Raw genomic sequence first — 19,731 nt, forward strand, 5'->3', positions numbered from 1 at the left:
ACTTGCACCGGATAATCCTTCGCACCATGGCATTGATTACTTTATTAGATGCACAGCTGGCCTTCGGGCATGTAGCTCTGCTGGATCACGCAACTTTCTCTCTGGAGACAGGAGAGCGCGTGGGATTGATTGGTCGAAACGGCGCAGGCAAGTCTTCGCTGCTCAAGATACTGGGAGGGCTGGCTCACCCAGATGATGGTGCACGCCATCTTCAGCAAGGCGTACGCATCGCCTACGTTGCACAAGAACCCACACTAGATCCAGCCGCAACCGTTTTCGAAGCTACTTCCGAAGGCTTGGCTGAAGTCATCACGCTGCGCGATCAGTACCTGAGTGGGGCTGACGGAGTCGATCTGGATGCGCTGCAGACACAAATTGAAGCCTACGATGCCTGGAACTGGGAGCAGCGGGTAGAAGAAACCTTGCAGCGCTTGCATCTGGATCCACAAGCGCGCATTGCTAATCTCTCTGGTGGCACACGCAAGCGGGTGGCACTCGCACAGGCATTGGTTACCAGGCCCGATGTACTGCTGCTGGATGAGCCGACCAACCACTTGGACTTGGACTCTATCGAATGGCTTGAAGAACTGCTGGTAGATTTCAGCGGCAGTATTGTCACCATTACCCATGATCGCGTCTTTTTGGATCGGGTGGCCACCCGGATCGTCGAGCTAGATCGAGGTCAATTGCGCTCTTATCCTGGCAACTTCGCGCAGTACCAGCTGCAAAAACAAGAGCAGCTCGCCCAGGAAGACACCATTGCCGCAAAAGCTGACAAGCTGTTGGCACAAGAAGAAATCTGGATCCGCAAAGGCGTTGAGGCCCGCCGGACCCGAAGCCAAAGCCGCATAGGGCGCCTGGAAGCCTTGCGCGCCAGCCGCGCTGCGCGCCGCGACACCTTGGGCAGCGTCAAGATGGATCTGGCATCCGGTGCCCCCAGCGGAAAAATCGTAGCGGAACTGGAGGGTGTGTCCAAGACTTTTGGCGCCAAAACCATCGTCCGCAACTTCAGCGGCACGATTCTGCGCGGTGACAAAGTCGGGCTGATCGGCCCCAACGGTGCAGGCAAAACCACGCTACTCAAACTGATTCTGGGCGAGTTGCAAGCCGATAACGGTCGGGTACGCCAAGGCGCCAACCTACAGGTTGCTTATTTTGATCAGATGCGCCACGCCATTGATCTGGATGCTACGTTGGAAGACTTCATCAGTCCGGGCAGCGAGTGGATTGAAATTGGCAAACAACGCAAGCACGTCAAAAGCTATCTGAGCGACTTCCTGTTTTCTCCTGCGCGAGCGCACTCGCCGGTGCGCTCGCTGTCCGGTGGCGAACGCAACCGCCTGCTACTGGCCCGCCTTTTTGCTCGCCCCGCCAATGTGCTCGTACTCGATGAGCCCACTAACGACCTGGACATTGAAACCCTGGATCTGCTTGAAGATTTGCTGCAAACCTATGAGGGCACGGTATTTCTGGTCAGCCATGACCGTGCTTTTCTGGACAACGTGGTCACCAGCACCATTGCTTTTGAAGGCGATGGCCTGTGGCGTGAATACGAAGGCAGCGTGCAAGATTGGCTGATCCAGTCGCGCCGCAGCCGTGAAATTGCAGCCGCATCACTGCCCGAAGTGAGCACGCAAGCCATCTCAGAAAATACTAACAAAAATACGGCTCAAAGCCTGCCAGTAAAGCGCGAACAGCTATCAAAAAAGAAGCTAAATTACAAAGACCAACGTGAGCTCGATCAACTGCCCAACCTGATTACCGCACTGGAGACAGAGCAGCAGGCCATTCAGCAAGCCTTGGCCGACGGCACTTTGTACAGCAGCGATAGCGCACGCGCCGCTGCACTGCATGCGCGCGAAGGAGAGATAGAAAATGCGCTGATGGCCGCCCTGGAGCGCTGGACGGAGCTGTCAGCGTAAGGCAGCGCGGGTGCTGCCGCTGCGCTCAAATGCGGTGGTAACCCCGATCAGAAGTGCCACGCAACCTGGCAACCAGCGCTGGCGCGATCTGCACCAGGGGCAACACCTCATCGGCGGCACCCTTGGCAATCGCTTCACGCGGCATGCCAAACACAATGCAACTGGCTTCGTCCTGCACATAGTTGTAACTGCCTGCGTCTTTCATCTCGCGCATGGCAGTGGCACCATCGGCCCCCATCCCTGTGAGCATGATGCCGAACGCGTTGCGCCCCACCACGCTGGCAGCGGATTTGAAAAGCACTTCTACCGATGGCTTGTGCCGGTTCACGGGAGGGCCATCGTCCACCACAGCCACATAGTTGGCGCCACTGCGGCCTACATAAAACTGCTTGCCACCAGGCGCAATGTAGGCATGCCCAGGCAAGATGCGCTCGCCATGCACAGCCTCTTTGACTGTGATCTGGCACAGACCGTTGAGTCGCGCAGCAAAGCTGGTGGTAAAGCCTGGTGGCATGTGCTGCGTGATAACAATAGCAGGGCAGTCGGCGGGCAAATGCACCAGAATTTCTTTGATCGCCTCGGTACCACCCGTGGATGCACCGATGAAAATCAGTTTCTCGGTGGATAAGCGCCCCAGCAGGCTGGCCGTGGAAGCGGTTGGCTGCGCAGCATTTGCCACTGCGGCAGTGCCCACAGGTTCACGCTGCATACGCCGCACCTGCGCTACCGCAGCGACCCGAATTTTGTCCACGATCTGGCTGGCCAGCTCATTCAAGCCGCTGGCAAGGCCCACGCGCGGTTTGGCAACAAAATCCACCGCTCCCAACTCTAGCGCTTTCAAAGTCACTTCGGCACCGCGCTCGGTCAGGGTGGAAATCATGACCACGGGCATGGGGCGCAGGCGCATTAGGCGCCCCAAAAAATCAATACCGTCCATGCGCGGCATTTCAACATCCAAGGTGATCACATCGGGATTCAACTCCCGAATCATCTCGCGAGCGATCAATGGGTCATTGGCCGTGCCGATGCACTCCATGTCACGCTGGCGGTTGATGATTTCCGCGAGCAGACTGCGCACCAGCGCGGAGTCATCCACCACAATCACCCGGATTTTCCTGCTCATCACCAAAACTCTTCCTTAAAAAAGATCCACAGACCCACCAGCAGTAGTTTGAACCACTGTGGCAGCGCTGCCCCGCTTCTCCTGCGCCAGGACATCGGGGTGGGCATGCGCCAAGCGCTTGACCATGGCTTTTCCCGTTGCAGGAAAGAACACCACTTTGCGCGGATAAATATCCAGCACGTCCTCGGAAACAATAGGAATGCGTTCTGTGCGCAAGTAACTCACCACGAATTGCGTATTGCGTTCACCCACATTCATGGTGGTGAAATTGTGCATGACCTGCGCGCCACCAAAAATTTTCGCCTGCATGGTTTCCCGTCTGGCACCAAGCTTAAGCATTTCGTTGATGAGCAATTCCATGGCGTAGGAGCCATAACGCCCAGAAACATCTGTGGCATCACCGTCGGGCAGCATGAAGTGGTTCATACCACCCACTTGCATGCGACTGTCCCACAAACATGCCGCAATGCAGGAGCCCAGCACAGTCATGATCACCATGCTTTCATTGGAGACAAAATACTCACCCGGCAACACCTTGACGGCGTTGTGCTGGAAGTGGTGGTCAAAAAAGAAGAAACCCGCCTGCCCAGGCCGACGAGGCCGGGCCTTGAGCTCATCCAGACAGGAATCACGTACGACCACCCCACTCCCGCTGCGCATTTCGGGAGCGAACGGTGCCATGCGCGGTACGCTGCGGCGCTCGGAAACCACGGGCGCAGCAGCACCCACTTGCGCCATGAAAGTGGGGGTAGAGAAACCAGATCGAATGGTGGTCATGAAGCGTGGCGCAGAAACTTGGCAAACCAGTCAACGGCGTTCGTAGACGGTCTTTCCACGCAAGGTGAAAAGATCCCGGGATTCGCTGAAATTCTCAGCGTGTCCGACGAAGAGCATGCCACCGGGTTTGAGCACCCGATGGATTCGCTCTAATACGCTACGCTGCGTTGCGGCATCAAAATAAATCATGACGTTACGGCAAAAAACCACATCGAAAGGCTCACGAAACGGCCAGTCATCACGGATGAGGTTAACGATCATGAATTCAATAGCATTGCGCAATTCGGGCTTGGCACGCATCAAACCAGCGTTTCCTCCCTTTCCGCGCAGAAAAAACCGCTGCAACCGCTCTGAACTCAAGCCTTTGAGCGCATCCATCCGATAAACCCCCTGTGCAGCAGTGGCCAACACGCGCGAATCAATATCGCTGGCAGTCAGTTTGAATGGTGCTTTGGCCCCCAGCGCCTCCAAGGCGGTGATGACAATAGAGTAAGGCTCTTCTCCCGTTGATGCAGCATTGCACCACACTCGCCAAGGCGTTCCTGCAGGTTTTGAGCGCAAGTACGTTGCCAAAATCTCGAAGTGGTGCTGCTCTCGGAAAAACGCTGTCAGGTTGGTGGTCAGCGCATTCACAAACTCCTGCCACTCGGGGCCATCATGGCGCTCCAGCCAGTCGAGGTATTCCCGAAAACTGGCATGCCCCGTTTCGCGCAAACGCCGTGACAGTCGGCTGTAGACCATGGCGTGCTTGCCATCATGCAAGCTAATGCCTGCACGCTGGTAAATCAGCGTCTGAACCCGCAAAAAGTCGGCGTTAGACCAAGCGAACTCGCGTCCCTGCTCCAACGGCCCTGATGACTCTTCACCGCCTGCGGGACGTACAGGATCACCTCGCTTAGAAAGAGGAGTTGCTGAAGCTTGACGCATGCGCGGTATATCCTGAAACAATTTTTTGTCGCCACCCCGTAATCGGTACATCGCGATGCACCAGTGTCGACCCGGGACAACCGCTCAGGCTCAATCGCCTACAGCCACCAAACCCATATCAACACTGGACATCAGTTTTTCGATATCCAACAAGATCAACATGCGATCACCGACAGAGCCGAGCCCCAAAATACAACCGTTGTCGATAACACTCTCAATATCCGGAGCAGCCCGGATGCTATCGGGTGCTAACTCCATCACATCGCTGACGGAATCCACCACGATGCCCACCACACGATGGCGCAAATTCAGGATGATGACAACCGTAAAACTGTTGTACTCCACCTGGGCGCAATTGAATTTCAAGCGCATATCCACAATCGGGACAATAGTGCCCCTCAGGTTGACAACGCCCTTGATGAAGTCAGGCGCGTTAGCGATGCGGGTGGGTGGCTCATAGCCCCGTATTTCCTGGACCTTGAGGATATCGATCCCATATTCCTCTTGATCTAGTCGAAACGTGAGGTACTCACGTGCCCCCGAAGAGGCAGCCTCCCCCGTCTTGCTTATTACGCTCATGGTGAATTCTCCTTAAATTACGTTGGCACACTCAATGACGCGCCCGGCGAACCAGGCCACCAATATCCAAAATGAGGGCCACCTTGCCATCGCCCAGGATAGTCGCCCCGGAAACGTTCGGCACCTTACGGTAATTCGATTCCAGATTTTTCACCACCACCTGGTGCTGCCCCAACAGCTCGTCCACCAGCAAAGCCACGCGACTACCGTCAGCTTCTACAACAACCATGATAGTGCTCGATTTTTCAGGATCACATCGGGGCACCTGGAAGATACGCTCCAAAGCAATCACGGGCATGTATTCGTCGCGCACTTTCACCAATTGGGCGCCCTGCGCCACCGTGCTCACATCGTCGGAATTGACCTGGAAGGACTCGACCACCGAGGAAAGAGGCAAGATATAGACCTCATCACCCACTCCGACCGACATGCCATCCATGATGGCCAAGGTCAAAGGCAAGCGCACCGACACTTTCATGCCTACGCCTTCGGTGGACTCAATCTCCACCGTTCCATTCAGGGCTGCGATGTTGCGCTTGACCACGTCCAAACCCACGCCACGCCCAGAAACATCGGTAACCACCTCGGCCGTAGAAAAACCTGGCGCAAAAATGAGCATCCAGACGTCTGCATCCGCCATCTGGTCTGATACGTCCATGCCACGCTCACGCGCCTTGCGCAGAATTTTCTCGCGTGAAAGGCCGCGGCCATCATCACGCACGTCAATCACGATGGAGCCACCCTGGTGTGATGCAGACAACGTGATGGTGCCGTGCTCAGGTTTTCCCTTGGCCAAGCGATCAGCAGGCATCTCAATACCGTGATCGCCACTGTTACGCACCAAGTGCGTCAGAGGGTCAGTGATTTTCTCTACCAACCCCTTGTCCAATTCAGTGGCTTCACCCAACGTCACCAAATCGACTTTTTTGCCCAGTTTATTGGCCAAATCGCGAAGCATTCGGGGAAAGCGGCTGAAAACAACCGACATGGGAATCATGCGGATAGACATGACTGACTCTTGCAAGTCACGCGTATTGCGATCCAGATCTGCCAATCCTGCTAGCAGTTGCTGGTATGCCGCGGCATCAAGACCATGGCTGTTTTGTGCAAGCATAGCCTGCGTAATGACCAATTCCCCCACCAAGTTGATAAGTTGATCCACTTTGTTGACAGCGACACGAATCGTAGTGGATTCCATCTGTGCTTGACTTGCCACCTTAGGGACACTACTGGCAGCTGGTGGCACAGGCGCGGGTACGGGCAAAGCCACGACAGGCGCAACCACACCGGTGGCGGGTGCGCCAGGCGCGTCTCCAAAGAAACCGTAAGGCTCCTCATTCATACCTTCTTTGGCAGACACTGCCCCTGAGTCTACGAGCTCTTGTTGCTCAATGCCGCCCACCGGGTGTATTTGAACTTGCTCCTTGGATACATGGAATGCAAACAAGTCCAATAAATCGTCATTCGTGGATGATGTTTCCACCGCGAAGAGGCGTGTTTGTGCCTGATCGCTCGGCAAATCACTGATAGTGCCAAGCCCTGGAATATCACGAAACAACTCTTTGACAGCATCTGCTTGCTCAAGCCGATCCAAGGGGCCAATGCGCACCTGAATGCGACGAACACCCGGAGGCAGTGCGCTCAGCGCCTGCGCTGGTGCCTGCGGAGCGGGTGCTTGAACTGGCGCAGGCGGGGGTGCAGGCACAGGTGTTGGCACCGCACCTGAGGCCAATTCACTGATGCGCCGCACCAAGCCTGCGGTAGATGCAGCCTCGCCTTGCCCGCCCGACTGGTGGCGAGCCAATAAGCTGCGAGAGGCATCAGCCGACTCCAGCAATACATCAACCATCTCGGGAATCGGCTGAATTTCGTGCCGGCGCAAGCGATCCAGCAACGACTCCATATGGTGCGTCAACTCAGCCACATCAGAAAAACCGAACGTGGCAGAGCCTCCCTTGATCGAGTGCGCACAACGAAAAATACCGTTGAGCTCCTCATCATTGGCAGCAGTAAGGTCTAGATCAAGCAGGATGCGCTCCATCTGATCCAGATTCTCACCAGCCTCCTCAAAAAATATCTGATAAAACTGGGTGAGGTCGAAATCCGCCCCTGCGCCAGTGCCTTCTTGATAGGTTTCACCCATGGGGGGCTCCTGTGTACGTGGTGTACCTGTCCATCGCCATTAACGAATCACTTTCCGGATCACTTCAATGAGCCGGTTGGGATCAAAGGGTTTAACCAGCCAACCAGTGGCACCAGCACTGCGGCCGGCCTGCTTCATTTGGTCGCTGGATTCAGTGGTCAAAATCAAGATGGGAACCGTCTTGAATTTAGGGTGCTCACGCAACTTGCGTGTCAGCCCAATACCATCAAGGCGAGGCATGTTCTGGTCTGCGAGCACCAGATCGATGTCTTGGTTTTGCGCTTTCTCGTAAGCGTCTTCACCATCCACCGCCTCGACTACATGGTAGCCTGCACCGGTCAGGGTGAAAGACACCATTTTCCGCATGGACGGAGAGTCATCAACGGCAAGAATCGATTGCATGTAAAGGCTCCAGCAGAATTGAAAATATTCGTTGTAAAGTGGATTGTGCCGTTCAAAACAGCTCTATGGATCCAGCATCCATTTCACTCTGAGTCACAGGGTTGGGACGATCTGGTGCCATTTCTATAAATGGCGCAGCATCTTCGCCCTCTTCATGTCCCATGGCTTCCGCTGCTAACCTGAACGCACACCCCTGCAACACTTTAGTGGTATGCCATATCAACTGCGATGCCATATCCTGAAACTGTAGCTCTGTGACAGCACGTCGAAGCGCCGCGCGCGCATTTGTAAGCTCAACGGATTCTCCGACAACGGGGTCACTCAAAGCGTCATTGGCCTGTCCAAAATTTTCCAATAGCTTGTCAGCTGCATGGCTCAGCAACCCCTCCAGCCGGTGCAGGTCGTGCATTACCACCATTAATGAATCCTGCAAATCTGCCGCCACCATGACAGGCACCTGGACTCCCGGGAGTCCTGTTCTTGTTAGTGTTGACTGCATTGTTTCTCCATCGCTGCCTGTAGCTTGCATGGTGCATCCGTATTCAGTGCCACACCCTGCAGGACAACGGCACTACGACCGTGCTCCTGCACCCTATTTCACCTTGGCATGGCCTATGGCCATCACAGCGCCCAAACCCTTGCTTGTTCCAATTTGTATCCTATGATAGCGCTACACATGGCTCCCACCGAACCAGAGCAGTTGCTCAGTATTCTGCACTTGGAAGACTCACTGGCAGATCACCGCTTGGCAGTCACAGTTTTGCGCCGCTCAGACATGGTATTCACTGTGCAACACGCAGACTGCCTGGAGTCGTTCAAACGTCTGCTCACAGGCACTCACGTGGATGTGATACTTGCAGATTACAGGCTACCAGGCTTCACAGCCCTGGATGCTTGGCAAATCACTGTTGAGCAGCATAACCACCCACCTTTTATCTTGCTTTCAGGCGCCATTGGAGAAGCAGCCGCAGTAGATGCCATGCGTTTGGGCATTGCCGACTACGTGCTCAAGGATGACATGACACGCCTGCCCCACGTGATACGGCGGGCCTGCGAAGTACATCAAACCAGGCTACTGAGGGAACAGACTGCACGGGATTTGGCAGCCTCGCAAAAGCGGCTGGCCGAATTAACCCAACACCTGCAAACCTCCATAGAAAACGAACGTGCCGCAATTGCGCGTGAAATCCACGACGACATTGGGGGAGCATTGACAGCAATCCGCTTTGATCTAGCGTGGATAGACCGCCACACTACACAAACAGACGTGCGTGAACATGCACAAGCAGCCACGAGCATGTTGCAACATGCAATTGGTGCCAGCCAACGCATCATGATGAACCTGCGACCACACATACTAGATCAAGGCATGGTCGCAGCTGTGCAATGGCTCGCTGAGGACTTCGAGCGCCGCACGGGCGTACCCACCCAAGTACGGACCAGCTCACAAACCATTGAAGTTCCCAATGCAGTACAACTGGTGGCGTACCGTACAGCACAAGAAGCGTTAACCAACATTTCCAAATATGCAAACTCCAGTCAAGTGCGTATTGACCTCTCAGACTCAGAAGGTGTGCTGACGCTTGAAGTGAGCGATAACGGACAGGGCTTGGAGCCTGCTGCGCTCGACAAACCAAAAGCATTTGGCCTCAAAGGCCTGCAAGAACGTGCGTTAACAGTCAACGGCTGGCTGGACATCAGTGGGTCTCCGGGACACGGAACTTCCGTAATCTTGTCGGTACCGCTAGGATCCGTGGCATCAGCAACGGGAGAGACTCAGTGATTCAGGTAGTACTCTGTGATGACCATGCAGTGGTGCGTCGTGGTATCCGTGACACGTTGACAGAAGCGCCTGATATTCAAGTCACTGGTGAAGCAGGAAGCTATGCCGAATTACGCGAAATACTTCGTGAGGCAACCTGTGACGTCTTGCTACTGGACTTGAACATGCCTGGACGTAGCGGTCTGGAAGCATTGGCCAGTCTGCGCGAGACAGACTCAGAAATCAAGGTACTGGTTGTCTCGATGTACCCGGAGGATCAATATGCAGTGCGCTGTCTGCGCGCTGGTGCCCAAGGGTATGCCAACAAGGCCTCTGACCCTGTCGCATTGATAGAGGCAGTGCGCACTATCATGCAAGGACGCAAATACCTTACCCCGGAAGTAGCGCAAATGTTGGCGGAGAGCGTTTCAGAACGTGTACCAGAAATGCCCCACTCAGCGTTGTCGGAACGCGAGCTACAAACTCTGCTCAAAATTGCTACTGGCAGACGACTGTCTGAAATCGCAGAAGAATTGATGCTCAGCCCCAAAACCGTAAGTGTCTATCGCTCCCGGGTACTGGAAAAACTCGGCCTTACCAATAATGCTGAGCTCACCGTATACGCCATACGCAATCAGTTGGTTTAATAGCCTGTTCAAAGCACTGCTCTACCGCTGAACAGCAAACAAGTCTATGGCTTGCTGTAGCAACGTCAGCACGGGCTGCTCCAACATGGGCAATGTGGCTGTAATACCAAGCAAGCCGACGGTCAACGTGACCGGAAAACCGACAGCGTAAATGTTCATCTGGGGAGCAACACGCGAGATGATGCCCATCGTCAAGTTGACAAACAATAGCAACGCCATCATGGGCAAGGCAATCCACAAAGCGCTAGAGAACAGCGATGTTCCCAGCGCATAAAGGCGCATCTGCGCAAGCGCCTGCAAGAAGTTTCCATCCACCGGAAAGCTCCGAAAACTCTCCACGACCGCCATGATCAGCAGTAAATGACCATTGATGACTACAAACAGCAGCATGGCCATTTGCCCAAAGAAACGCGCTACTGCGCTCACTTGTGCATTGCTGGTCGGATCGAAAAAGGATGCAAAATTCAACCCCATCTGCAAGCCAACGATTTCACCCGCCAGCTCCACCGAGGCGAATACCAAACGCACAGCAAACCCGAGAGCCAGACCAACGCCCACTTGCTGCATGACAGCACCCAGTGCCGCAGGACTGTTGAACGGAACCACCGGCTGGTTCGCCAGCATGGTTTGCGCGCACAAAGAGACGAAAAAAGCCAATCCAATCTTGGCGCGCATCGGAATCACGCGCATCGAAAACACTGGCGCTACAGAAAATAACGCCAATACACGTAAAAATGGCCAAAGAATCGGAGACAGCCACGTGACCAGCTGCGCCTCAGAAAAGGTGATCAACTTGGTACCACTCACCTATCCCATCATCGCTGGAATGGACTCAATGGTACGTCGGATGTAGTCCACCAACGTGCTTAACATCCATGGGCCAACAACAGAAAACACCACCATTGCGGCAATCAATTTGGGCACAAAAGCCAAGGTAGCCTCGTGAATTTGAGTGACAGCCTGGAAAATACTCACCAGCAAGCCCACGCCCATGACCACGCCCAGCACAGGCATCGCAATCATGAGCAGCAGCGTCAGCGCCTCACGCCCTATGGTAAGAACCATTTGCGAAGTCATGCTTTCTCCCGTTAAGTGACAAAACTGGCAGCCAGCGAGCCAATCAGCAAATTCCAGCCATCAGCCAGCACAAACAACATCAGTTTGAATGGCAACGCCACCAGTACAGGTGACAGCATCATCATGCCCAAAGACATCAGAATGCTGGACACCACCATATCAATAACCAGAAAAGGGATAAAGATCATGAACCCTATCTGGAATGCAGACTTCAGCTCACTGGTTACAAAAGCAGGCACCAGAACCCTTAAGGGCGCAGTCTCTGCAGTAGTTGAAGATTCAAGTTTGGCCAATCGCGCAAACAGCGAAAAATCAGACTGCCGCGTCTGCTTCAGCATGAACTGTCGCATGGGAGCTTCTGCCTTTTCTACCGCCTGCTCAAAGCTGATGGCATTGGTGGTGTAGGGCAAATAGGCTTCCTGATACACCTTGTCTAAAGTAGGGCCCATGACAAACATGGTGAGAAAAAGCGATAGCCCAATAATTACCTGATTGGGTGGTGCCGACTGCGTACCTAAAGCTTGGCGCAGCAACGACAACACTATGACAATGCGTGTAAAGCCAGTCATCATCAGCAAAATGGCTGGCAAGAATGACAGGGCCGTAAAAAAGAGCAGCGTCTGTATCGGCACCGAGAAGCTCGTTCCTTGGCCTCCCGCTCCTACCAACAGAGGCAAGGAACCAGCCGCCTGCGCCCAAACCGGCATATGCCAAACCATGCCAGCCATGCACAGCACCAGCAAGCCAAAATAACGCGGCAAGTCTCTACCAGATATGCCGTATAGCCGCCAGCGATTAAACATGGCGACTTTCTTCGCCATAAGCGTCGGATTGCGTCGCCTGCGCCATAACTTGGGTAAAACTGCCCACCGGGGGTATAGGCACTGTAGGTTGGAGCACATGCAAACAACTCACCTGTTGTGCTGTAACACCCAAGACCAAGCAGACCCTTGCACCATCCGGGCCGACTTCTACAGTCACCACACGCTGGTGCGGCCCCACCGCGACCGCCGACAATACACGCGCCGCCATCCCCAAACCAGCCTGCGCTACAACGCGGCGCTGCTGTAGGTACCGAACCAGCCACGGCAACATAGCTACGGCGCCGACAAACAGCACCACGGCTGTCAAAGCCTGCGACATGCCACCACTATCCACGGCTGACCCGGCGCAGGCGCTCGGACGGCGTAACGACGTCTGTCAAGCGGATACCAAACTTGTCGTTCACTACCACAACCTCACCTTGCGCAATCAAATAGCCATTGACGAGCACATCCATAGGCTCGCCTGCCAGCGCATCCAGTTCCACCACAGAGCCTTGGGCCAATTGCAGGATGTACTTGATAGGTACTTTGGTACGCCCCAACTCCACCGACAACTGCACCGGAATATCCAGCACCATGTTGATGTCATTGATCGGCGGATCGCCAGCTGCAGCAAAAGGCCGCACCGCTTCACCGCTGAGTGGCCCTCCCTGTTCAGTATCTTTGTCGTCTACTTTTTTTTGCTCTTCGAGTGCCTCAGCCCAACCTGCAAACGGATCATCGGCACTGCTCTTGTTTTCTTCATTTGCCATTCTTTTCTCCCATCCAGCTCAGATCCGAGGTGCGCAAACACTCTTCAATGCGAATGGCGTACTTTGCATTGTGTGTGCCGTACTGACACTCAAACACAGGAACGCCACCAATGGATGCACGTATACGGGGTTCTCGATCCAACTCAATAAAGTCACCAGGCTTCATGGCCAACAGCTGTTCCACAGTCGCATCAGCACGCGCCAACTCGACCACCAGCGTCACTTCTGCCGACTGAATTTCACGCGTCAACACGCGCACCCAGCGACGATCCACTTCAATGGAGTCACCCTGGGTAGATGAATAAAGCACATCACGGATAGGCTCCAGCGTGGCATAAGGCATGCAGATATGGATAGCCCCCGCCAAATCGCCAATCTCAAGCTGGAATGCGGTAGACACCACAATTTCGCTGGGCGTTGCAATGTTGGCAAACTGGGGCTGCATCTCAGAACGCTGGTACTCAAGCTCCAGTGGATAAATGCCATGCCAAGCTTTTTTGTACTCTGCACAAATCACATCAACCAGCCGATTGATGATGCGCTGCTCGGTAGGCGAAAAATCGCGCCCTTCAATACGTGTCTGGAACTTGCCCACACCACCAAACAAGGTATCGATAATGCCGAAGACCAGCGACGGCTCACACACAATCAGGCCGTTACCACGCAGGGGCCGGATGGCCACAATGTTGAAATTGGTGGGTACCGCCAGTTCACGCAAGAACGCGCTGTAACGCTGCACCGCCACCGTTCCCACCGAAATTTCGGGACTGCGGCGTATGAAATTGAACAAGCCAATACGGAAGTTCCGGGCAAAGCGCTCGTTGACGATTTCCATCGTCGGCATGCGCCCACGAACAATGCGCTCTTGGCTGGAAATATCGTAACGGCGGACTTCACCGTCTTCATGCACCTCTTCGGAGTTTTTCTGGCTCTCGCCAGTCACCCCTTCCAGCAGGGCATCGACTTCTTCCTGGGATAAAAATGATTCGCTCATCGCCGCAACCTCACCAGCGTTATTGAATGATAAAGCTGGAAAACAGAACGCGTCGAACTGGATTTTGCTGCCTGCGCGGAGGCGGATCATCGCCTTCCGCATCCGCAGGACGCGCATTGCGTGCTTCGTTGGCCCGGAAACCCAGAGGGCGGGCCACCTCGCGCTGAATATCCAGCGCCAGCTTTTCCTTCCCCTCCAGAAGCAAAAGGTCTTCTGCAGTGCGCTGCGACAGCAGCATCAAAATGCTACTGCGGACACTGGGCATGTACTGTTTGACCTTGTCTGCTGTTTTGTCATCTGCAAGCTCCAACGTAATACCCAGCTGCACAAAGCGATCGCCCCCGGGGTCGGCCAAATTGACCACCATGTTTTCTAATGGCAAAAAGGTCGGCGCTACCGCAGCTTTGGGTGCAGCGGCGATAGGCTCTCCGTTCTCATCCAGCGCTTGTTTTTGCGACATGAACCAAGCAGCAGCACCACCAGCGACGATCAGCAACAGCAGCAGCACCCCGCCAATAAGGAGAAGCTTCTTGCTCTTGGCAGGCTTGGTGGCGGGCTCGGCGGCCGGGGCGGGGGTCGACACGTTGGATATTCCTTGCGACAAGCAGAAGGGGCCGACGCGCTTTAGACGCGCACAAGCCTATGGGTGATGGACTGCATTATTCAACATGCAGCCCCCCATAATAGCCAGAATAAAAGCATAAACCACTGGCATTCCACCGCGCCCCTGCATGCAAACAGGTCAGCGCCTAGACAAAAACATCCACAGCCTTATCGGTTAGCACCGCAGAGCGCTGACCACTGGCAGCAATGCCAGGAACTTGTACAGTCACTTGGCGAGCGCCACGCTGGCCCTCACGCTGTGCGCCTGCCTCTCCCGACTGCCCCCCCTGTCCCCCCGAATGGCCCACCGTGACGCCAGACAACTCCAACCCCTCACGGCCAAGCAGTTCACGCAGCTGGTCCACGCTAGCATCCAGCAATTCACGAGTCTGGCCTTGGTCGCTGCGGAAAGTGACATGTGCCTCCTTGCCCGTAAGCGCCACACTCACCTCCACCGGATGACCAGCGTGTTCCACCGTCAGTTCGGCATTCTGGATATTCTGGCTAACCCAGTACGCCACCTGTTCCGCTACAGTGTCTTCAGGCCCCAGCGCAGCAGACGGGTCAAAAGGCTGACCCACTTCAGCTGAATCGGGCAATGGTGCGGACGCAGCTGAGGTGCCCTGACTACCTGCACCCGCCAACGGCGCAATCCCCTCGCTGCCACGCGCAAGACCTTGTCCACCGCGCAACCATTCGGGCGCGCCCAGCGCGGCAGGGCCAGGTGCTACCAACGCCATGTCTGCCTGCGGCTGCCCTGCTGGCACTGCGGTAGCAGCAGACTCCCGACGATCAGAGGACGCCAAGGCAGATGCACCGATCGGCGGCACTGAGGCTGTCGGTGCGCCAGAGCCTCCTCCAATCGCCAGCACTTGGCGATCACTGGCACCTGCTTTCAGCGCGACGCTGGCCGCAGCCAGATCGCCGGTACCTACAGCGCCGAGCGCACGTGCACCAGCGCGCCGCGCCCCCAGCGCAGACGCGAGCGCCGTATGGGCAACGGGCTCCTCTGCGGCTGTATCGAACGCAGCCGTTTGCGCCACCAGCCCCAACTCTCCCCCGCCCCCTGCGTTGCGCGCACTGCCCAGTCCCAAGGCGCTCCCACCCCACACAGACTGTGCGATGGCGCCCACCTGCGGTGCAGTACCTGTCCCGCCCACCGCTACAACCTGCGACCCTGGCGATGCAACACCGCCCCAGCCGCCCTGCAAGGCCAGCAAAGCAGCCATGTCAGTGACAGGAGGCTCCGGCAGCACACTTGCAGGAATGGCCAACGGCAACAGTGGATCCTGACCAGGCAGCGCCAAGGCAGCATCGCCAAATAAAGTGGTGGATGGAGTCAAGTCTGACGCGGACACTGACACATCCTGCAAAACCTCACCACCCAACGCCGACAGCAATGACAAGAACTCGCCTGACCCGGCCGCTGCCGACAATCCATCCGAAGATGCCGGTTTGCCCCGGCTGGCTTGGGCACTGCCCTGGGGTGCCTGGGGGCTGGATATACGCACTTGCTCCATGGTCGCTGCTCCCGGCCCGCTAGAGGCCATTTGATGTTTTACGGTACTGCAAGGCCGCCCGTTCGTCGGTCTGCTTTTGGTCGCGGCGGGCCTGGGCATGCTCCAGCTCCAGGCGACGCTTGTCGGTAAGTTTCTTCAAACTGGCCAAGCGCAACTCAGTTTGCAGCAATCCTTGTTGCGCTGCTGCCACACGCCCTTCGTAATCTCGCACCACGGTGGTCTGCAAACCGATGGCATGGGCCAGACGCGCCATGAACTGGTAGTGGTGAAACATCACCTCCGGGGCCACCGTGGCATCGGCGCGCATACCCCAGCGGCCTTCGGTTTCGTTGGCATACCCCTGCAACTGCTCCATCTGCCCCTGGGCAGCTTGGTGCGCCGCACGCGCATTCTGTACTCCCTGGCGGGCAGCATCACGCTGACGCTCTGCTACTTCCACCGCCACCATCAGGCCTTTCAGTGCAGACACGGGTTCGGCCCTCCCATTACCTCAGTACCTGGGCCATGGCAGCGCAACTCTCATCCATGGAGGAGGCATCAAACATGCCCTGCTGCAAAAACGCAGCCATGGCCGGCTGGCGGCGAATGGCATCATCAAGCTGCGGATCGGAGCCACTCATGTAAGCCCCCACCTGCACCAGATCACGGCTCTTTTGGTAGCGCGAATAGGTGGCCCGGAACTGCCGCGCCAGCTCAAAATGCTCACGGCTGACCACGTTGTGCATGACGCGCGATGCCGACTGTTCGATATCAATTGCCGGAAAGTGCCCCATCTCGGCGAGTGCACGCGACAACACAATATGTCCATCCAAAATGGCGCGGGCTGCATCGGCAATCGGGTCTTGCTGGTCGTCGCCCTCGGAGAGTACGGTGTAAAAGGCGGTAATCGAACCCACCCCGTGCAGACCATTACCGCTGCGCTCCACCAGCGCGGGCAGCTTGGCAAAGCACGATGGAGGATAACCCTTGGTGGCCGGTGGCTCGCCAATGGCCAGGGCGATCTCACGCTGTGCCATGGCATAGCGCGTGAGCGAGTCCATCAGCAGCAATACATGCTTGCCTTTGTCCCGAAAATGCTCGGCCACCGCTGTGGCATACGCCGCACCCTGCATACGCAACAGCGGCGGGGCATCTGCTGGCGCAGCCACCACCACAGCACGCCCCCGATCCTCAGCGCCCAAAATATCTTCCACGAATTCTTTGACTTCGCGGCCCCGCTCTCCAATCAGCCCCACCACGATCACATCGGCCTGGGTATAGCGAGCCATCATGCCCAACAGCACGCTCTTACCCACACCCGAACCGGCAAACAGCCCCAAGCGCTGACCCCGCCCCACCGTGAGCAGCGCATTGATGGCGCGCACCCCAGTGTCCAGCGGTGCGCGCACCGGGTCACGGTCCATGGCGTTGATGGGACGGCGATCCATGGGCTCGGCCGCCACATCCAGCACCGGCCCGCCGTGGTCCAGCGGCAGTCCTTGCGAGTCCACCACGCGCCCCAGCAAACCATCACCCATGGGCAAACGCAACATGCCCACTTGGCTGACAGGCCGCGAGGGCTCACCCAAACGTGGCCTCGGGACATACGGCGGTGCTGGCACCACACTGGCACCACTGGACATACCGTGGACATCGCCCGCTGGCATCAAAAAGGCACGGTCGTCAGAAAAACCCACCACCTCGGCCAGCACCGGCTCCTGACCCGGCATTTGCAGCATGCACTGCGAGCCCACCGGCACACGGATGCCCGAGGCCTCCAGCACCAGTCCGGTCAGGCGCGTCAGGGTGCCGCGCGTCTCCAGCGGCACGCCATCGGCCAAGCGCGCGCGCGCACCTGCCATGAACTGCGTCCAATGCTCCGCAGCAAAGGCATCTTCAGATGCCATCATCGTCCCCACCGGGCGCCAACTCAGGCTCCCACGCCGCAGCCAGCCCCAGAGGGGCAATCGCACGCTGCCAACGTTTTTCCAGGCTGCCATTTACCACCGTGCCAGCCGCATCGACCAGGCAGCCGCCCGGCGCCACCGCTGCATCGGCCACCCACTGCACCGAGGCCTGTGGCATTTCTGCACGCAAGGCATCGGCCACCGCAGCATGGTCTTGCGGATGCAACCGTACCGTGGCGGGGCGCCCGTCCGACACCACCATCTCCAGCGCCTCGCGCACCACGGGCAACAAAGCCTGCGGGTTAGCGCGCAGTTCCTGGCGCACCACCTGGCGGGCGATATCACAAGCCAGCTCCAGCACGTCTTGCGCCATGTGTTGCTGCATAGCCTGCAACTGCGCTTGCAGCGTCTGCACTACCGCCTCCAGGCGCAAAGCGGCCTCTTGACCTTGCCCAGCCACGTATTCATCCAGGCGCTGCTGCCACTCCAGCGCAGCCTCTGCGCGGCCCTGCTCCTGGCCCTGGGCATGGGCTTGCTGTACAGCCGTATCGCGATCCTGCTGTGCCTGCGCCTGGTACTCCAAGAGCATTTGCTGCGTCTGTGCAGCGTGTGCCTCTTGCTGCGCGCGCAACTGTTCTTCTTGCAATGCCTGCTCGGTGGCCAGCTTGTCTTCCGCTGAAAAAATCTTCAGGCCCGAGCCATCCACTGCACCAAACTGCACCGGTGTAGCGTGCCCCAGCTCTTCGCGGGGAATAAAGCGCGTGTAAGCGCTGCGGTATTTAGACGAAGCTGTCATCTGCGCCACCACCAATCACCACCTGACCTTCGTCGGCCAAACGGCGCACGATCTTGATGATTTCTTTTTGCTGCTCTTCCACTTCGGAAAGTCGCAACGGGCCACGGGCCTCCAGGTCTTCGCGCAGCGACGCCGAAGCACGCTTGGACATGTTGTTCAGGAACTTGTCCATCAGCTCCGACGATGCCCCCTTCAATGCCACGATCAGTGTCTCGGAAGCCACCTCGCGCAACACGATCTGGATAGAGCGGTCATCGAGTTTGACCATGTGCTCGAACACGAACATCTTGTCCATGATCTTTTGGGCCAGCTCAGGATCATGGCTGCCAATCGACTCAAGTACTGAGGACTCGATGTTCGAGCCCAACAGGTTGATGATTTCTGCCGCTGTCTTGACGCCGCCCAGCGACGTCTTGCGAATCTTGTCACCCCCAGCCAGCACCTTGAACAGCACCTCGTTCAGGTCTTTCAGCGCAATCGGCTGAATACCTTCCAACGTGGCCACGCGCAGCATGACCTCGCTGCGCTGGCGCTCGGTAAATTGCTTGAGCACCGCAGCCGATTGCTCGTACTCCAGATGTACCAGAATGGCCGCAATGATCTGCGGGTGCTCACCACGCAACAGTTCAGCCACCGACAGCGGGTCCATCCACTTCAGGCTCTCAATGCCCGAAACGTCACCGCCCTGCAAGATACGGTCAATCAGCAAAGAAGCTTTGTCGTCGCCCAGCGCACGCTTGAGCACCGAGCGCACATAGTCGCTGGTGTCGGACACCAGCAAACTCTGGGCCGCTGCCGCGTTGGTGAACTTGTTGATCACCTCATCGACCTTGTCGCGCGAAACCGAGCGCATGCGCGCAATGGCCTCGCCCAGCTTTTGCACCTCTTTGGGTGAGAAATGCTTGAAAACCTCTGATGCCTCTTCCTCGCCCAATGACATCAGGAAGATGGCTGCATCGTTGAGACCTTGCTCATCCATAGTGAAAATCCATCCTGT

The 19,731-nt window shown here is 56.7% G+C and carries 22 protein-coding genes; 3 read left to right on the forward strand and 19 right to left on the reverse strand.

Annotated elements, in window-relative coordinates; translation table 11 throughout:
- Window positions 1–26 precede the first annotated feature (26 nt).
- Window positions 27–1,922: an ATP-binding cassette domain-containing protein gene (locus PHX69_RS01880; protein ID WP_288042150.1), complete on the forward strand. Its 1,896-nt coding sequence runs from the start codon at window positions 27–29 to the stop codon at window positions 1,920–1,922.
- A 25-nt stretch (window positions 1,923–1,947) separates the two neighbouring features.
- Here the strand turns inward: PHX69_RS01880 and PHX69_RS01885 are convergent, their stop codons facing one another.
- The 7 genes from PHX69_RS01885 to PHX69_RS01915 form a co-directional block, all read right to left on the reverse strand.
- A complete protein-coding gene (locus PHX69_RS01885) occupies window positions 1,948–3,045 on the reverse strand; it encodes a protein-glutamate methylesterase/protein-glutamine glutaminase (protein ID WP_119014836.1) in 1,098 nt (365 codons plus the stop codon).
- 15 nt (window positions 3,046–3,060) lie between these two features.
- Entirely contained in the window at window positions 3,061–3,822 is a 762-nt protein-coding gene (gene cheD, locus PHX69_RS01890) for a chemoreceptor glutamine deamidase CheD (protein ID WP_374761701.1), read from the reverse strand.
- Window positions 3,823–3,852: 30 nt separating this feature from the next.
- Window positions 3,853–4,749 carry a CheR family methyltransferase gene (locus tag PHX69_RS01895; protein ID WP_119014834.1) on the reverse strand — a complete coding sequence of 299 codons (897 nt, stop codon included), beginning with the start codon at window positions 4,747–4,749 and terminating at the stop codon, window positions 3,853–3,855.
- A 90-nt stretch (window positions 4,750–4,839) separates the two neighbouring features.
- The gene (locus PHX69_RS01900; protein WP_119014833.1) at window positions 4,840–5,328 is read right to left on the reverse strand and encodes a chemotaxis protein CheW; all 489 of its coding nucleotides are present in this window, start codon (window positions 5,326–5,328) and stop codon (window positions 4,840–4,842) included.
- Between the two features lie 31 nt (window positions 5,329–5,359).
- A complete protein-coding gene (locus PHX69_RS01905; protein ID WP_288042112.1) occupies window positions 5,360–7,471 on the reverse strand; it encodes a chemotaxis protein CheW in 2,112 nt (703 codons plus the stop codon).
- A gap of 39 nt (window positions 7,472–7,510) precedes the next feature.
- Window positions 7,511–7,873, reverse strand: a complete 363-nt coding sequence (locus PHX69_RS01910) for a response regulator (RefSeq protein ID WP_119014831.1) — start codon at window positions 7,871–7,873, stop codon at window positions 7,511–7,513.
- A gap of 52 nt (window positions 7,874–7,925) precedes the next feature.
- Window positions 7,926–8,372, reverse strand: a complete 447-nt coding sequence (locus PHX69_RS01915; RefSeq protein WP_119014839.1) for a hypothetical protein — start codon at window positions 8,370–8,372, stop codon at window positions 7,926–7,928.
- Window positions 8,373–8,549: 177 nt separating this feature from the next.
- Here PHX69_RS01915 and PHX69_RS01920 point away from each other — a divergent pair, with 177 nt between their 5' ends.
- Window positions 8,550–9,656 carry a hybrid sensor histidine kinase/response regulator gene (locus tag PHX69_RS01920; protein ID WP_241525039.1) on the forward strand — a complete coding sequence of 369 codons (1,107 nt, stop codon included), beginning with the start codon at window positions 8,550–8,552 and terminating at the stop codon, window positions 9,654–9,656.
- Entirely contained in the window at window positions 9,653–10,282 is a 630-nt protein-coding gene (locus PHX69_RS01925) for a response regulator (protein ID WP_119014829.1), read from the forward strand. Before PHX69_RS01920 ends, PHX69_RS01925 begins: the two co-directional genes overlap by 4 nt.
- 21 nt (window positions 10,283–10,303) lie before the next feature.
- On the opposite strand, the gene fliR is transcribed toward PHX69_RS01925, so the two are convergent.
- From fliR to fliG, 12 genes are all read right to left on the reverse strand, one after another.
- On the reverse strand, window positions 10,304–11,074 hold the full coding sequence (gene fliR / locus PHX69_RS01930) for a flagellar biosynthetic protein FliR (RefSeq protein ID WP_119014838.1): 771 nt from the start codon (window positions 11,072–11,074) through the stop codon (window positions 10,304–10,306).
- A 15-nt stretch (window positions 11,075–11,089) separates the two neighbouring features.
- Entirely contained in the window at window positions 11,090–11,359 is a 270-nt protein-coding gene (gene fliQ, locus PHX69_RS01935) for a flagellar biosynthesis protein FliQ (protein WP_119014828.1), read from the reverse strand.
- 11 nt (window positions 11,360–11,370) lie between these two features.
- Window positions 11,371–12,087 (reverse strand): flagellar type III secretion system pore protein FliP, encoded by a 717-nt coding sequence (gene fliP, locus PHX69_RS01940; protein WP_132750473.1) that lies wholly within the window; start codon window positions 12,085–12,087, stop codon window positions 11,371–11,373.
- 67 nt (window positions 12,088–12,154) lie between these two features.
- Window positions 12,155–12,502 carry a FliO/MopB family protein gene (locus PHX69_RS01945; protein ID WP_119014172.1) on the reverse strand — a complete coding sequence of 116 codons (348 nt, stop codon included), beginning with the start codon at window positions 12,500–12,502 and terminating at the stop codon, window positions 12,155–12,157.
- A gap of 7 nt (window positions 12,503–12,509) precedes the next feature.
- Window positions 12,510–12,935 carry a flagellar motor switch protein FliN gene (fliN, locus tag PHX69_RS01950; protein WP_119014171.1) on the reverse strand — a complete coding sequence of 142 codons (426 nt, stop codon included), beginning with the start codon at window positions 12,933–12,935 and terminating at the stop codon, window positions 12,510–12,512.
- Window positions 12,925–13,929, reverse strand: a complete 1,005-nt coding sequence (gene fliM, locus PHX69_RS01955; protein ID WP_119014170.1) for a flagellar motor switch protein FliM — start codon at window positions 13,927–13,929, stop codon at window positions 12,925–12,927. Before fliM ends, fliN begins: the two co-directional genes overlap by 11 nt.
- Window positions 13,930–13,948: 19 nt before the next feature.
- On the reverse strand, window positions 13,949–14,512 hold the full coding sequence (locus PHX69_RS01960) for a flagellar basal body-associated FliL family protein (protein ID WP_241524991.1): 564 nt from the start codon (window positions 14,510–14,512) through the stop codon (window positions 13,949–13,951).
- Window positions 14,513–14,678: 166 nt separating this feature from the next.
- Entirely contained in the window at window positions 14,679–15,938 is a 1,260-nt protein-coding gene (locus PHX69_RS01965) for a flagellar hook-length control protein FliK (RefSeq protein WP_288042121.1), read from the reverse strand.
- 133 nt (window positions 15,939–16,071) lie between these two features.
- Window positions 16,072–16,521: a flagellar export protein FliJ gene (gene fliJ, locus PHX69_RS01970; RefSeq protein WP_119014168.1), complete on the reverse strand. Its 450-nt coding sequence runs from the start codon at window positions 16,519–16,521 to the stop codon at window positions 16,072–16,074.
- Between the two features lie 16 nt (window positions 16,522–16,537).
- On the reverse strand, window positions 16,538–17,938 hold the full coding sequence (gene fliI, locus PHX69_RS01975) for a flagellar protein export ATPase FliI (protein ID WP_288042122.1): 1,401 nt from the start codon (window positions 17,936–17,938) through the stop codon (window positions 16,538–16,540).
- Window positions 17,928–18,734, reverse strand: coding sequence for a FliH/SctL family protein (locus tag PHX69_RS01980; RefSeq protein ID WP_288042124.1), 807 nt, complete (start codon window positions 18,732–18,734; stop codon window positions 17,928–17,930). The genes fliI and PHX69_RS01980 overlap by 11 nt, the downstream gene beginning before the upstream one ends.
- Window positions 18,718–19,713, reverse strand: coding sequence for a flagellar motor switch protein FliG (gene fliG / locus PHX69_RS01985; protein ID WP_288042125.1), 996 nt, complete (start codon window positions 19,711–19,713; stop codon window positions 18,718–18,720). Before fliG ends, PHX69_RS01980 begins: the two co-directional genes overlap by 17 nt.
- Window positions 19,714–19,731 lie beyond the last annotated feature (18 nt).

The sequence above is a fragment of the Simplicispira sp. genome, from assembly GCF_028687295.1.
GTDB lineage: Bacteria > Pseudomonadota > Gammaproteobacteria > Burkholderiales > Burkholderiaceae_C > Simplicispira > Simplicispira metamorpha.

Excerpts from the sequence above, each read along its gene's own strand:
- PHX69_RS01980 (WP_288042124.1), bottom strand. The coding sequence starts at position 18,734 with ATGACAGCTTCGTCTAAATACCGCAGCGCTTACACGCGCTTTATTCCC.
- PHX69_RS01905 (WP_288042112.1), bottom strand. The coding sequence starts at position 7,471 with ATGGGTGAAACCTATCAAGAAGGCACTGGCGCAGGGGCGGATTTCGAC.
- PHX69_RS01885 (WP_119014836.1), bottom strand. The coding sequence starts at position 3,045 with ATGAGCAGGAAAATCCGGGTGATTGTGGTGGATGACTCCGCGCTGGTG.
- fliN (WP_119014171.1), bottom strand. The coding sequence starts at position 12,935 with ATGGCAAATGAAGAAAACAAGAGCAGTGCCGATGATCCGTTTGCAGGT.
- PHX69_RS01900 (WP_119014833.1), bottom strand. The coding sequence starts at position 5,328 with ATGAGCGTAATAAGCAAGACGGGGGAGGCTGCCTCTTCGGGGGCACGT.
- fliG (WP_288042125.1), bottom strand. The coding sequence starts at position 19,713 with ATGGATGAGCAAGGTCTCAACGATGCAGCCATCTTCCTGATGTCATTG.
- fliP (WP_132750473.1), bottom strand. The coding sequence starts at position 12,087 with ATGGCTGGCATGGTTTGGCATATGCCGGTTTGGGCGCAGGCGGCTGGT.
- fliQ (WP_119014828.1), bottom strand. The coding sequence starts at position 11,359 with ATGACTTCGCAAATGGTTCTTACCATAGGGCGTGAGGCGCTGACGCTG.
- fliM (WP_119014170.1), bottom strand. The coding sequence starts at position 13,929 with ATGAGCGAATCATTTTTATCCCAGGAAGAAGTCGATGCCCTGCTGGAA.
- PHX69_RS01895 (WP_119014834.1), bottom strand. The coding sequence starts at position 4,749 with ATGCGTCAAGCTTCAGCAACTCCTCTTTCTAAGCGAGGTGATCCTGTA.
- PHX69_RS01910 (WP_119014831.1), bottom strand. The coding sequence starts at position 7,873 with ATGCAATCGATTCTTGCCGTTGATGACTCTCCGTCCATGCGGAAAATG.
- PHX69_RS01880 (WP_288042150.1), top strand. The coding sequence starts at position 27 with ATGGCATTGATTACTTTATTAGATGCACAGCTGGCCTTCGGGCATGTA.
- PHX69_RS01920 (WP_241525039.1), top strand. The coding sequence starts at position 8,550 with ATGGCTCCCACCGAACCAGAGCAGTTGCTCAGTATTCTGCACTTGGAA.
- PHX69_RS01915 (WP_119014839.1), bottom strand. The coding sequence starts at position 8,372 with ATGCAGTCAACACTAACAAGAACAGGACTCCCGGGAGTCCAGGTGCCT.
- cheD (WP_374761701.1), bottom strand. The coding sequence starts at position 3,822 with ATGACCACCATTCGATCTGGTTTCTCTACCCCCACTTTCATGGCGCAA.
- fliI (WP_288042122.1), bottom strand. The coding sequence starts at position 17,938 with ATGGCATCTGAAGATGCCTTTGCTGCGGAGCATTGGACGCAGTTCATG.
- PHX69_RS01945 (WP_119014172.1), bottom strand. The coding sequence starts at position 12,502 with ATGTCGCAGGCTTTGACAGCCGTGGTGCTGTTTGTCGGCGCCGTAGCT.